The sequence below is a fragment of the Pantoea sp. Lu_F5_004 genome (assembly GCF_051136245.1).
In the GTDB taxonomy this organism is placed as follows: domain Bacteria; phylum Pseudomonadota; class Gammaproteobacteria; order Enterobacterales; family Enterobacteriaceae; genus Pantoea; species Pantoea agglomerans.
Genome location: NZ_CP194946.1, coordinates 1,751,827 through 1,764,704, shown reverse-complemented (window position 1 = coordinate 1,764,704; position 12,878 = coordinate 1,751,827). Strand labels below are relative to the sequence as shown.

Annotated in this window: 11 protein-coding genes; all 11 read right to left on the bottom strand. The window is 55.9% G+C overall.

Annotated features, from left to right (window positions below):
• Nucleotides 1-34: 34 nt before the first annotated feature.
• The 11 genes from cheZ to motA all read right to left on the bottom strand — a co-directional run bounded on the left by cheZ (nucleotide 35) and on the right by motA (nucleotide 12,832).
• Nucleotides 35-676: a protein phosphatase CheZ gene (gene cheZ, locus ACR8BN_RS08105; protein ID WP_003849160.1), complete on the bottom strand. Its 642-nt coding sequence runs from the start codon at nucleotides 674-676 to the stop codon at nucleotides 35-37.
• 9 nt (nucleotides 677-685) lie between these two features.
• Entirely contained in the window at nucleotides 686-1,075 is a 390-nt protein-coding gene (gene cheY / locus ACR8BN_RS08100) for a chemotaxis response regulator CheY (protein WP_010258559.1), read from the bottom strand.
• A 39-nt stretch (nucleotides 1,076-1,114) separates the two neighbouring features.
• Nucleotides 1,115-2,164 (bottom strand): protein-glutamate methylesterase/protein-glutamine glutaminase, encoded by a 1,050-nt coding sequence (locus ACR8BN_RS08095; protein ID WP_010258555.1) that lies wholly within the window; start codon nucleotides 2,162-2,164, stop codon nucleotides 1,115-1,117.
• Nucleotides 2,164-3,036, bottom strand: a complete 873-nt coding sequence (gene cheR / locus ACR8BN_RS08090; protein WP_010258551.1) for a protein-glutamate O-methyltransferase CheR — start codon at nucleotides 3,034-3,036, stop codon at nucleotides 2,164-2,166. Before cheR ends, ACR8BN_RS08095 begins: the two co-directional genes overlap by 1 nt.
• 80 nt (nucleotides 3,037-3,116) lie before the next feature.
• Nucleotides 3,117-4,793, bottom strand: a complete 1,677-nt coding sequence (locus ACR8BN_RS08085) for a methyl-accepting chemotaxis protein (protein WP_434747503.1) — start codon at nucleotides 4,791-4,793, stop codon at nucleotides 3,117-3,119.
• 106 nt (nucleotides 4,794-4,899) lie between these two features.
• Entirely contained in the window at nucleotides 4,900-6,462 is a 1,563-nt protein-coding gene (locus ACR8BN_RS08080) for a methyl-accepting chemotaxis protein (RefSeq protein ID WP_410009728.1), read from the bottom strand.
• A gap of 194 nt (nucleotides 6,463-6,656) precedes the next feature.
• A complete protein-coding gene (locus tag ACR8BN_RS08075) occupies nucleotides 6,657-8,330 on the bottom strand; it encodes a methyl-accepting chemotaxis protein (RefSeq protein WP_434747502.1) in 1,674 nt (557 codons plus the stop codon).
• Nucleotides 8,331-8,491: 161 nt separating this feature from the next.
• Nucleotides 8,492-8,989: a chemotaxis protein CheW gene (gene cheW, locus ACR8BN_RS08070; protein ID WP_010258541.1), complete on the bottom strand. Its 498-nt coding sequence runs from the start codon at nucleotides 8,987-8,989 to the stop codon at nucleotides 8,492-8,494.
• A 23-nt stretch (nucleotides 8,990-9,012) separates the two neighbouring features.
• Nucleotides 9,013-10,995: a chemotaxis protein CheA gene (gene cheA, locus ACR8BN_RS08065; protein WP_434747578.1), complete on the bottom strand. Its 1,983-nt coding sequence runs from the start codon at nucleotides 10,993-10,995 to the stop codon at nucleotides 9,013-9,015.
• 11 nt (nucleotides 10,996-11,006) lie between these two features.
• Nucleotides 11,007-11,948, bottom strand: coding sequence for a flagellar motor protein MotB (gene motB / locus ACR8BN_RS08060; protein WP_434747501.1), 942 nt, complete (start codon nucleotides 11,946-11,948; stop codon nucleotides 11,007-11,009).
• Nucleotides 11,945-12,832 carry a flagellar motor stator protein MotA gene (gene motA, locus ACR8BN_RS08055; RefSeq protein ID WP_031591454.1) on the bottom strand — a complete coding sequence of 296 codons (888 nt, stop codon included), beginning with the start codon at nucleotides 12,830-12,832 and terminating at the stop codon, nucleotides 11,945-11,947. The genes motB and motA overlap by 4 nt, the downstream gene beginning before the upstream one ends.
• Between the last annotated feature and the right edge of the window lie 46 nt (nucleotides 12,833-12,878).

The following is a 12,878-nucleotide window of genomic DNA, read 5'->3' as shown; positions in this document are numbered from 1 at the left end:
GCAGCTGTTTTGCCCGCCCGCAGGCGGACGAAACCTAGAACCCTAAGCTGTCCAGCAGGTCATCAACCTGATCCTGGTTCGCCACCACGCCCGGTGCATCGGCGTGAATCTGCGGCCCGTTCAGCAGGCTGGTGCCTTCCTGACGCTTCTCAGCGCTGACTTCTGGCATATTCTCCAGCAGAACCATTAACAGCTGGCGCTCAATTTCCTGGATCACATCCATCATGCGCTTGATCACCTGACCGGTCAGGTCCTGGAAATCCTGCGCCATCATGATTTCAAGCAGCTGCTTGTTGGTAAAGGCGGTATGCTCTGGCACAGCGGTGAGGAATGCGCGCGTATCCGTCACCAACTCCCGCGCATCACCCAGTTCAATCGGGTTCTCAAACCACTCATCCCAACGCCCTTTCAGCTGGGTTGCCCCGGCTTCCATCTTATCCTGATGGGGTTGTGCTGCTTCAACACAGTTCAACGCACGGTCGGCGGCCTGCGCCGTCATCTGCACAACATAATCCAGACGGTCGCGGGCATCAGGAATGGCTTCAGCCGCATCGGCTATGGCTTTATCCAGCCCCAGCTCGCGCAGGCTGTCGCGCAGCATGCGCGTCAGAGAGCCAATACGTGAAATGATGTCGTGTGCCGCGGCATCCTCAGTTGGTTTCGGAAAGTCGCTCATCACATCCCCTTACATGCCCAGTTTTTCGAAAATTTTACCCAGCTTTTCTTCCAGGGTTGCCGCAGTGAATGGCTTCACGACATATCCGCTGGCACCGGCCTGGGCGGCGGCGATAATGTTCTCTTTCTTCGCTTCCGCGGTCACCATCAACACCGGCAGCGAACTCATTGCCGCGTCGGCACGAATGGTCTGCAGCAGCTGCAGGCCATCCATGTTTGGCATGTTCCAGTCGGAAATCACGAAGTCGAAACCACCCGCTTTCAGTTTGCCGAGGGCATCCACACCATCTTCCGCTTCTTCTACGTTATTGAAGCCCAGCTCTTTCAGCAGGTTACGCACAATACGACGCATCGTATTGAAGTCGTCTACTACCAAAAAGCGCATGTTTTTATCAGCCATATCTACTCCTGAGTTGTCTCGCCCGGCGGGACGGGCCTATTAAATACGCAATGCCTGTCCGGCGCTAATTTTCGCCAGCATATGCTGGCTGATGTTGCTTAAATCCACGACTTCGCTCACGCCGCCTGTGGCAATGGCCTCACGCGGCATGCCAAATACCACACAGCTGGCTTCGTTCTGGGCGATAGTCCAGGCGCCTGCCCGATGCATTTCCAGCATCCCGGCGGCACCGTCGTTGCCCATGCCGGTGAGGATCACCCCCACCGCATTTCGTCCGGCGTAAGTTGCCACCGATTTAAACAGCACATCCACGGAGGGTTTGTGCCGGTTAACCGGTGGCCCTTCATTCAGTTTCACCACATAGTTGGCGCCACTTCGGGCCAGCTCCATGTGCATTGCGCCTGGCGCGATGTAGGCATGGCCCGGCAGAATACGCTCACCATCTTCAGCTTCCTTCACCGTGATCTGACACAGCTTGTTCAGACGCTCGGCAAAAGAGCGGGTAAAGCCTGGCGGCATATGCTGGGTAATCAGCAGTGCCGGGCTGGTCGCCGGTAACGGCTGCAGCACATGGCGAATCGCCTCGGTGCCGCCGGTTGAGGAGCCAATCGCAATCAGCTTCTCACTACTCAGCAGCGGACCCGCTTTCAGCGTCGCCGGCACCGGCATCGCTGCACGGTTGTGCAGTCGGGCACGGGAGGCTGCACGAATTTTGTCGCCAATCATCTGACTGTAAGACAGCATCCCTTCGCGGATACCGAGCTGTGGCTTGGTGACGAAATCCACCGCTCCCAGCTCCAGCGCGCGCAGGGTAATTTCAGAGCCTTTCCCGGTCAGCGATGAAACCATCACCACCGGCATTGGCCGTAACCGCATCAGTTTTTCCAGGAAATCGAGGCCATCCATGCGCGGCATTTCCACATCCAGCGTCAGCACCTGCGGATTGAACTGCTTAATCAAATCGCGGGCGACCAGCGGATCGGGCGCCGTAGCGACCATCTCCATATCCGGATGGCTGTTAATGATTTCAGTCATCAACTGCCGCATCAGCGCAGAGTCATCTACGCACATCACGGTGATTTTGCTCATCATCTTTCCTTCGTCAGTCCATAGACGGTTTGCCCGCGCAGCCAGAACTCTTTACTGATCTGACTGAAGTTTTCTGAATGACCGGCGAACAGAATGCCGCCCGGCTTCAGGAGCGGGACAAACCGACGCAGAATCTTCTCCTGCGTCTCTTTATCGAAATAGATCATCACGTTGCGACAGAAAATAGCGTCGAACTGACCCGGCAGCGCCCAGTCATTGGCCAGCAGGTTAAGCTGCGCGTAAGTGACCATATTGGTCAGCTCGGGACGCGCCCGCACCATACCGGCATGAGGACCGGTGCCGCGCAGGAAGTAGCGCTGCATTTGTGCGGGTGACAGCGTACGCAGCTCCTCCTGGCGATAAACACCCGCCACCGCTTTTTCCAGCACCTGGGTGTCGATATCGCTGGCATGAACCTGAAACTTGCCCGGTCCGGTGCCCAGCGCTTCCGCCAGCGTCATGGCGATGGAGTAAGGCTCTTCGCCGGTTGAGGCTGCGGTACTCCAGACGCTGAAGTTGCCCTGTCGCTTACGTGCATGCTCCGCCAGAATCGGGAAGTGATGCGCTTCGCGGAAGAACGCGGTCAGGTTAGTGGTCAGGGCATTGATAAACGCCTGCCACTCGGCACTGTTCGGATCGGATTCCAGCAGCGCCAGGTAGCGACCGAAATCATCGATATTCAGCGTACGCAGGCGACGAACCAGACGGTTGTAAACCATCTCACGCTTGTGATCGGCCAGTACGATACCGGCACGCTGATAGATCAGCTGGCTGATACGACGAAAATGCGTATCGGAGAGCGGTAAACGCTGCACCATCTGCGACAGCAGCGTTGTCGTCTCATTTTGATCTAAAATTGTCGATTTTTTCATCTCTGCACCTGGCCCGAACTCAATACATTATTTGTCTGCTGCGATGCCCGGCGGCTCAATGGCGGCCGGGCCACGGGCGTTTAAAAGGTTTCCCAGTTGTCGTCGCTGCGGATAGCAGGCGAACGACCAACGGCTAACGGTGCATCTGACTGGAGAGTTTTCATCGCCGTTGTCTTGTTAACGGCCTGAGCGACAAATTCTTTACCAATATTGAACACTGATACCGCTTGTTTTAAGTGACTTGCCTGATCTTCGAGCGCTGCAGCCGCTGCCGCTGACTCTTCGACCAGTGAGGCGTTCTGCTGGGTGACGCGATCCATCTCGGTCACGGCAAGGCCCACCTGGTCAATGCCACGGCTCTGCTCGTCTGACGCTGAGGCGATCTCACCCATGATGTCGGTGACGCGGGTGACCGCGCTGACGATGTTGCTCATGGTGTCACCGGCGCTCTCTACCAGCACCGAGCCGGTATTAACGCGGCTAACCGAATCTTCAATCAGACCTTTAATCTCTTTGGCGGCCTGGGCGCTACGCTGCGCCAGGCTGCGCACTTCACCGGCAACGACCGCAAAGCCGCGACCCTGTTCACCGGCACGCGCCGCTTCAACGGCGGCATTCAGCGCCAGGATGTTGGTCTGGAAGGCGATGCCATCAATCACACTGGTAATATCGGCAATCTTTTTGGAACTGCCGGCAATTTCTTTCATGGTGGTGACCACGCCATCCACCACTTTACCGCCCTGCTGCGCGGTTTCAGAGGCGGTCAGCGCCAGCTTGGACGCCTGACGGGCGTTTTCGGCATTCTGCTTAACGGTCGCGGTGAGCTGCTCCATGCTGGCAGCGGTCTGCTCCAGCGAAGCGGCCTGCTGTTCGGTACGCGAAGAGAGATCGTTATTGCCGATGGAGATTTCGCTGGCACCGGTATAGATGGCATCAGAGCCGTCTCGTACGGTACGCACGGTACGGACCAGCTCCTGCTGCATGTGCTGCAGCGAAGTCAGTAACTCACCGATTTCGTTACGCACGCTAATCTCAACCGGCTGGGTTAAGTCGCCCCGTGCGATGTGCTGGATATGCTCAATACTCTGACGCAGCGGACGGATCAGCACCGAGCGCATCACGTTCCACACCAGGATAATCATCAGTAACGTCACTGCCAGCGTGGCGATGACAATAGTGATGGAGCGGTTATACGCGTGCTGGTTGGCTTCCACACCCTGCTGAGACAGCGCTTTATTGTGCTCAAGCCACTCGCTGTAATCTTTCTGGAACTTGTCCTGGTAGCTCTGGGTCGGCTGATCCACAAAACCTTTGAAATTGCCGGCAGTGAAGAAGACCATCAGTTCCGCCAGCGCATCGTGATAGGCCTTGTAGTTCGCCTGTAACGCCCGGACGTTTTCGGCCGTTTTGCCTTGTTCTGACAGGTTATCGTTGAATATCTGATAGCTGACTTCAGCCTGCTTCAGCTCCTCACCCGCCAGGGCGACCAGCTCTTTCACGCTGGCACCTGAGCCCGACATCTGTGCATCCTGCAGAAAACGGATACCGGCGCGGTTAAGGGTGTTACGCGCCTGAACCAGCGAAACCCATGAGGTGCCCATCGCCTGTTGCAGAGTATTCAGGCGCTGGTTGTAGGCAAAATTCTCTTTATCTGAACTGACAGTTTTGAAAAACATTCCGCCGGAAAACAGCTGCAGCAGCGCAAACAGCGCCAGCACACACAGCAGGCCGGAGACGACTCGTACTCGACTAAACATAAACACCTCATTGGTTGGCGATTCGTGTGTATTTATCGGCGGAGACGGGGGGAACTTTATGCATGGCGACGGCTTTGCGCCGCCGCCATGTTGAAAGAGGGAAAAATCAGGCGCGGGAAATTTTGAAAACGGAGACGGCCTGGGTCAGGACGCTGGCCTGCTGCTCCAGTGCGGCCGCCGCGGCGGCAGACTCCTCAACCAGCGAGGCGTTCTGCTGGGTCACGCGATCCATTTCAGTGACGGCCAGACCGACCTGCTCAATACCACGGCTCTGCTCATCGGAAGCCGAGGCGATCTCACCCATGATGTCGGTAACGCGGGTCACGGCACCCACAATCTCATTCATGGTGCTGCCGGCGCTTTCAACCTGCAGTGAACCGCTGTTGACGCGTGACACTGAGTCTTCAATCAGGCCTTTAATCTCTTTCGCGGCCTGGGCGCTGCGCTGGGCCAGACTGCGCACTTCACCGGCCACTACCGCAAAACCGCGACCCTGTTCACCGGCACGTGCCGCTTCAACCGCCGCATTCAGCGCCAGGATGTTGGTCTGGAAGGCGATGCCGTCGATCACGCTGATAATGTCCGCGATCTTCTTCGAGCTGCCGGCGATCTCTTTCATGGTTGTGACCACGCCATTCACCACTTTACCGCCCTGCTGCGCGGTTTCGGAGGCGGTCAGCGCCAGCTGGGATGCCTGACGGGCGTTGTCAGCATTCTGCTTCACCGTGGCGGTGAGCTGCTCCATGCTGGCGGCGGTCTGCTCCAGCGAAGCGGCCTGCTCTTCAGTGCGGGCCGACAGGTCGTTGTTTCCGGCGGCGATTTCGCTGGCACCGGTAAAGATGGCATCAGAGCCGTCACGCACATTCCCCACCGTCATCACCAGCGACTGCTGCATCTCATGGATGCCTGCTGCCAGCTGGCTCATCTCATTACGCCCCTCAACCACAATCGGCTGGGTCAAATCGCCGGAGGCGATAGATCGGATATGCGCCAGCAGTTGTTGCAGCGGCTGAATTAACACCTGCCGCAGGCCAAACCAGCAGGTAATAATCACCGCAAGCACCGCAACACCAATCGCGGCCAGCAGCCACATCATCTGTTTAAAGGCTTTCTGGTTCTGCGCCATTCCCTGATCGGAAAGCTCGGTCTGACGCGCACGCCATTTGTTGTAACTCTCCTGCATCGCGACCTGTTTCTGCTCAATGTTCTGTTTGAACATCCCTTCCAGGTCACGCGCCTGCAGACTTTTTACCATCGCCTTCAGGCCGTTTTCGTAGTTAGCGTAATCGGCTTCAAGCGTATCGCCCATTGTTTCGTCAAGACCTGCCGTGGTTGGCAGGTGGTAATAGATTTTAAAGTGGTGCTCGGCTTCCACTAACTGCTTATTGGCTTTGTTGATCAGCTCATCAAGCTGACCGCCGTTCATCTGCGAGGCCATGCTGGTCTGTAAGCGCAGCATGCCGCGGTTCAGCGTGGTACGGCTGTTGTTCAGTGAAATATAGGCGTCAGTCATCTCGGTGACATTGCGATTAGAGACCTGCGACAGCGCAAAGGACTCTTTGTCTTTGTTGAGGGCTGACCAGAAAAGGCTGCCAGCGACTAACTGGAGCGCGCCAAAGATGACCAGGACTGCGATTAAACTGGTCACCACTTTTATTTTTTTTAACATCTTGTTCCCCTGCAGGTTAATTTAGGTGCAGCGGCTATATCGGCGATGTAACAGGATTAATTAACGCTATTCAGCGCTTTCAGGAGAGAAGTGGCTTTTGTAATTATTTTTATCAGCATGAGCTGCTGAGTTTGGCTTTACGCAGAGGAATCGCGAGGGGTTGCTGCGCATCCCGCAGGATGCGCAGCGTGACATCAGAAGGTTTCCCAGTGAGTATCACTGACCGGCGCCGTCAGGGCTTTGCGTGGTGCCAGCGCCGCCGTGGCGGGTGCGGCAATCGGCAGATGCTTTGTCAGCGTCTGCTGCAACGTGCCGCGTTGAATTTTAAAGACCGATACTGACTGACTTAACCGGCTGGCCTGATCTTCCAGCGAGGCGGCTGCCGCAGCGGACTCTTCCACCAGCGAGGCGTTCTGCTGGGTAACGCGATCCATCTCGGTGACCGCCTGCCCGACCTGATCGATTCCGCGACTCTGCTCGTCCGACGCCGAGGCAATTTCGCCCATGATGTCAGTGACGCGCGTGACCGCACTGACGATATCGCTCATGGTTTCCCCGGCGGTACCGACCAGTTGCGAACCAACATTGACCCGGTTCACTGAATCATCGATCAACCCTTTGATCTCTTTTGCCGCCTGGGCGCTGCGCTGTGCCAGATTACGCACCTCGCCCGCGACCACGGCAAAACCGCGACCCTGCTCGCCGGCACGCGCCGCTTCAACGGCGGCGTTAAGCGCCAGAATATTAGTCTGGAAAGCAATGCCATCAATCACGCTGGTGATATCGGCAATCTTCTTCGAGCTGCCGGCGATTTCGCTCATGGTTTTCACGACACCCGCCACCACATTGCCGCCTTTTTCTGCGGTTTCTGAGGCGCTGAGTGCCAGCTGTGACGCCTGACGGGCGTTTTCGGCGTTCTGTTTCACCGTGGCAGTGAGCTGCTCCATGCTGGCCGCCGTCTGCTCCAGTGACGCCGCCTGCTGTTCTGTGCGGGCAGAAAGATCATTGTTTCCGGCAGAGATCTCGCTGGCACCGGTGAAAATCGCATCCGATCCGTCACGCACATTGGTCACCGTGCGCACCAGCGACTGCTGCATGTCATGCAGACTGGCCGCGAGCTGAGTCATCTCGTTGCGCCCTTCCACCACGATCGGCTGGGTTAAATCGCCCTGGGCGATATGCTGGATGTGATTAATGCTGCTGTTGAGGGGTGTCATCACAATTTTGCGCAGGCCAAACCAGCAGAGCACGATCACGGCGACTACGACGGCCATGATGGTGGAGAGGATCCACATCATACGGCTGTAAGCAGAACTGTTCTCTTCAACACCAAGCGTAGTCAGGCGATTCTGATCGGCACGCCACTCCCGGTAAAGCGTCAGAAACGCACTCTGGCTTGGCGCCACCGGGGCTTTACCGGCCGCAATCAGATCGTTTACCTGTAGCGCGGTCTGCAACTGATCCAGCGCAGCGCCATAGTCGCTGTAGCGCTGCTCCAGCTGGTTGTTTAACTCACGATTCTGTCCCGGCGTATCGGGTGTCTCTTTAAAGACTTTGAAAAAACCGGCGGCCGCCTGCTGGAAGTTTTTGCTGTCGTCAAACAGCGTGGCGACATCGGCCGTTTTGCCTTCCAGCTTACTGGTGGCGAAACGCAGCTGAATACGGGTCAGCAGCACCCGGCTCTGGTTAAGACTCATATAGGCGTCGTTGAGCGCCTGTGTATTTTGCATCGCCAGCTGCGACACGGCAAAGCTTTGCTTATCGTGGCTTAATGCGGAGTAGAAAACAGAACCGGAGAAGGCCTGTAACAGCCCAAACACCAGCAATACCAGTAACAGGCTGGTGACAACACGGATTTTCGTTAACATGAGTAACCCTGAAGAAAGTAGGTAATTAAAGTGACTGAGGGATTATCGGCAGGTGACAGCGGGAAATTAGAGTGCAATGCGGCTTTATTCTATGAATAGAAAGGAATTATCGCTCAGTGAAACTATCACGGGCCAGCCATAACCGGCCCGTGATGATTCAATTACGCGCTACGCAGGTTATCCACCAGCGCCATCTCGTCGCTGCTCAGCAGCTTCTCAATGTCGACCAGAATCAGCATGCGATCGCCCAGCGCACCCAGACCGGTCAGGTACTCGGTGGACATGGTCACAGCGAACTCTGGTGAAGGACGGATCTGATCCTGGGTCAGCGACAGCACATCAGAGACGCCGTCAACCACGATACCGACCACGCGATTTTCCAGATTCAGCACGATAACCACGGTGTTTTCATTGTACTCAACATCGGGCTGCGCAAACTTCACGCGCAGATCGATAATCGGCACGATAACGCCGCGCAGGTTAGTGACGCCGCGAATAAATTCAGGGGTATTTGCGATACGCGTTACCTGATCGTAACCGCGAATTTCCTGAACTTTGAGGATATCGATGCCGTACTCTTCGTCACCCAGCGTGAAGACCAGAAACTCCTGACCCACGGTTTCGCCAGCGATTTTTGTCACGGTTGCCATTCCATTCATGTTATTTACCCTTTCGTTATCAATCAGGCGGCAGCGCCAGCCACACGTTTTTCACGGTTAAGTGATTGCAGTGCTGAAACATCAACAATCAGCGCCACGCTACCATCGCCAAGAATGGTGGCGGCAGAGATGCCCGGCACTTTGCGATAGTTACTTTCCAGGTTCTTCACCACCACCTGATGCTGGCCAATCAGCTGATCGACCAGTAGCGCGTAACGTTTGCCCGCGCTTTGCAGGATCACCACGATGCCCTGAGTGGCCTCGGTTTTGGCACCCTGCACATCAAAGACGTTCCACAGCTCGACCAGTGGCAGATATTCGCCACGCACTTCCAGCACGCACTCGCCACCGGCCAGCGGTTTCAGCTCTTCGGCGCGCGGTTGCAGCGACTCCATCACCGCATTCAGCGGCAGAATAAAGACTTCATCGGCCACACGAACGGACATCCCATCAAGGATGGCCAGGGTCAGCGGCAGCAGGATACGAATGGTGGTGCCTTTGCCCTGCTTAGAGGCGATTTCAACGTGACCGCCCATCTCCTGAATATTTCGTTTCACCACGTCCATACCGACGCCGCGTCCTGAAACATCCGTCACCTGCTCTGCAGTGGAGAAGCCCGGTGCGAAGATCAGCATGCCGACCTCTTCGTCGCTCATGTTCTCGTGAACCGGCAGGCCCGATGAGAGGGCTTTAGCCAGAATACGTTCACGGTTCAGACCGGCACCATCATCAGACACTTCGATGCAGATGTTGCCGCCCTGATGTTCCGCTGAAAGCGTCAGGTTACCGGTTGCCACTTTACCGGCCACCAGACGTTTCTCTGGCGTTTCGATACCGTGGTCAAGGCTGTTTCGCACCAGGTGCGTTAAGGGATCGATGATGCGCTCAATCAGGCTCTTATCGAGTTCGGTTGAGCTGCCCAGCAGCGTCAGTTCGACCTCTTTGCCGAGTTTGCTGGCCAGGTCACGCACCAGACGCGGGAAGCGGCTGAAGACATATTCCATTGGCATCATACGAATCGACATCACCGATTCCTGCAGATCGCGGGCGTTACGCTCCAGCTGACCCATGCTGTTCAGCAGGTCGCCGTGCGCGACCGGATCGAGTTCGCCGGAACGCTGTGCGAGCATTGACTGGGTAATGACCAGTTCGCCCACCAGGTTGATCAGCTGATCGACTTTCTCCACCGCAACACGGATGCTGGTGGATTCGCTCGATTTGGCCGGTGCCGCGACGCGCTTACTTTCACGCTTCACTGCGGCCACCGGCAGTTCGGTGACGGTGGCGGTGTGAACTTCTTCCACCACCGGTGCGGCCTCGGCTGCAACAGCAGCTGGCGCGGCAACGGCTTCGTCAACTGCCGGGAAGCGGATCTGTGCTTCGTCGATGACGAAGCACAGCACCGCCACGATGTCATCTTTACCGACGCCATCAATGCAGACATCCAGCGTGGTGCTGCCTTTCTCCACGTTGGTCAGGGTACCGAGATTACTCATCTCTTCCAGCATCAGATCGACCTCTTTCTCTTTGAGATCGATCAGCTGTACACGCAGGCCGCTGGTGCTGGCCGATTCTGCGCTGGCAGTGGCAACACTGGCCGGAACATCAACCGGCAGACCTTTGGCCTCTAGCGCCAGCTGGCGCAGCGCTTCACAGATATATTTGAAGCTTTCCGCGTTAGGCTCCTGCGCGGTTTTATAAGCATCGAGCTGTTCCTGCATAATATCTTTGGTTTCCAAAAACAGGTTGATGATGTCGGTGCTGAGCTGCATCTCGCCGCGACGAGCACCATCCAGAATGTTTTCCAGGATATGAGTCGTTTCCTGTAATACCGTAAAACCAAAGGTTCCGGCCCCACCCTTAATGGAGTGAGCGGCACGGAAGATGGCGTTAAGCTGTTCCGAATCTGGCTCCTGCGGGTCTAAACCCAACAGGTGTTGTTCCATATCCGCTAATAGCTCATCGGCTTCATCAAAAAACGTCTGGTAAAAATCGCTGATGTCCATACTCACGGGAATCACCTCGGCTGTGAGGGGGCTGCTGTATTCACCGCGCCGCCTGGTGTTGCAGGTGCGGTAATCTGTTCAATGGCCGCCGGATCGCTGATCTGGACGGCATCACTTTCTGCGTTCTCTTTTTCTATTGCCGCTTCGGTATCGTGGTTCAACACCAGCAGGCTGATGCGACGGTTAACGGCGTCATTACCGCCACGATTTTTCAGGCGCATGGTGTCGGCCATACCTAACACCCGTAAAATTTTGCCGCTGTCTAAGCCGCCCATCACCAGTTCACGGCGTGAGGCGTTAGCACGGTCTGTCGACAGTTCCCAGTTGCTGTAGCCTTTTTCACCGCTGGCATACTGAAAATCATCGGTATGTCCGGCCAGGCTCATGCGGTTCGGAATGTCGTTAAGGATTGGCGCTATTGCACGCAGAATATCGCGCATATAGGGCTCGACCTCGGCCCGACCGGTCTTAAACATCGGGCGATTCTGGCTGTCGATAATCTGAATACGCAGCCCCTCTTCCACCATGTTGATGATCAGATGCGGGCGCAGCGCTTTCAGGCGCGGATCCGCTTCAATCAGCTGGTCGAGCTTTTCACGCAAACGGTTAAGGCGAATCTCATCCAGCTTGCGTTTCTGGGCATCCATATCGACGACTTTATTGACTTCGCCAATTTTTTTCGTTGGATCATCACCGCCGCCGGGGATCGGGCTCTCGCTGTCGCTGCTGCGCGCCCCGCCGGTAATTGCTACCTTCAGCGGTGTTTTGAAGTAGTCTGCTATCTGCACCAGCTCCTGCGGGTTGGCGATTGAGAGCAGCCACATCACCATAAAAAAGGCCATCATCGCCGTCATAAAGTCGGCGTAGGCAATCTTCCACGATCCGTGGCTGCCTTCATGGCCTTTATGTTTGCGCTTTTTGATCAGCACAATTGGGCGATTGCCGTGTTTCATGAAGCCTCGTCTGAAGTCTGTTTAGCCGGGTTCTTGGCGTTACGTACGTGCTCTTCCAGTTCGCTGAACGACGGACGCTCGGCGGAATAGAGCGTCTTACGACCAAATTCCACCGCAATCTGCGGCGCGTAACCATTCAGGCTCGACAGCAATGTCACCTTAATGCACTGCATCATCTTGGTGGTTTCCGCACACTTCTGACGCAGTACCGACGATAGTGGAGAGACAAACCCGTACGCCAGCAAGATGCCCAGGAAGGTGCCCACCATCGCATGTGCGACCAGCGCACCGAGTTCAGCGGCCGGACGATCGGCCGAAGCCAGTGCATGGACCACGCCCATTACCGCGGCGACGATACCGAATGCCGGAAGACCATCACCCACTGCAGCAATACTTTGCGCTGGTACGTCACATTCGTGTTCGTAGGTCTCAATCTCTTCATCCATCAACGCTTCGATTTCAAAGGCGTTCATGTTGCCGCTCACCATCAGGCGCAAATAGTCAGTAATAAAATCCACTAACTGTTTATCGGCAAGAATGCGGGGATAATTAGCAAAAATTTCACTCTGGCTCGGATCTTCAATATCGCTTTCCAGCGATAACATGCCCTGCTGACGCGACTTCGCCATCAGGCGATAAAGCAGCGCCATTAAATCCATGTAAATGGCTTTATTGTATTTGGAGCCGCGAAATAACTTAGGCAGCGCCTTAAGCGTTTTTTTAATCGATTTACCGTTGTTGCCGACTAAAAAAGCACCGGCACCGGCACCGCCGATCATTAATAATTCGGCTGGCTGATAAAGCGCGCCCAGATGGCCACCTACCAGCGCATATCCGCCCAACACGGAGCCTAAAACAATCAGGTAACCTATAATTATCAGCACAAAAAAATCCTTACGTCCGTAACGTGTTGGTGGAAGTTAAGCCTGA

Coding starts and splice junctions, on each gene's coding strand:
- cheA (WP_434747578.1), bottom strand. CDS start 10,995: ATGGACATCAGCGATTTTTACCAGACGTTTTTTGATGAAGCCGATGAG.
- motB (WP_434747501.1), bottom strand. CDS start 11,948: ATGAAACACGGCAATCGCCCAATTGTGCTGATCAAAAAGCGCAAACAT.
- ACR8BN_RS08075 (WP_434747502.1), bottom strand. CDS start 8,330: ATGTTAACGAAAATCCGTGTTGTCACCAGCCTGTTACTGGTATTGCTG.
- cheW (WP_010258541.1), bottom strand. CDS start 8,989: ATGAATGGAATGGCAACCGTGACAAAAATCGCTGGCGAAACCGTGGGT.
- ACR8BN_RS08085 (WP_434747503.1), bottom strand. CDS start 4,793: ATGTTTAGTCGAGTACGAGTCGTCTCCGGCCTGCTGTGTGTGCTGGCG.
- cheY (WP_010258559.1), bottom strand. CDS start 1,075: ATGGCTGATAAAAACATGCGCTTTTTGGTAGTAGACGACTTCAATACG.
- cheZ (WP_003849160.1), bottom strand. CDS start 676: ATGAGCGACTTTCCGAAACCAACTGAGGATGCCGCGGCACACGACATC.
- cheR (WP_010258551.1), bottom strand. CDS start 3,036: ATGAAAAAATCGACAATTTTAGATCAAAATGAGACGACAACGCTGCTG.
- ACR8BN_RS08095 (WP_010258555.1), bottom strand. CDS start 2,164: ATGAGCAAAATCACCGTGATGTGCGTAGATGACTCTGCGCTGATGCGG.
- ACR8BN_RS08080 (WP_410009728.1), bottom strand. CDS start 6,462: ATGTTAAAAAAAATAAAAGTGGTGACCAGTTTAATCGCAGTCCTGGTC.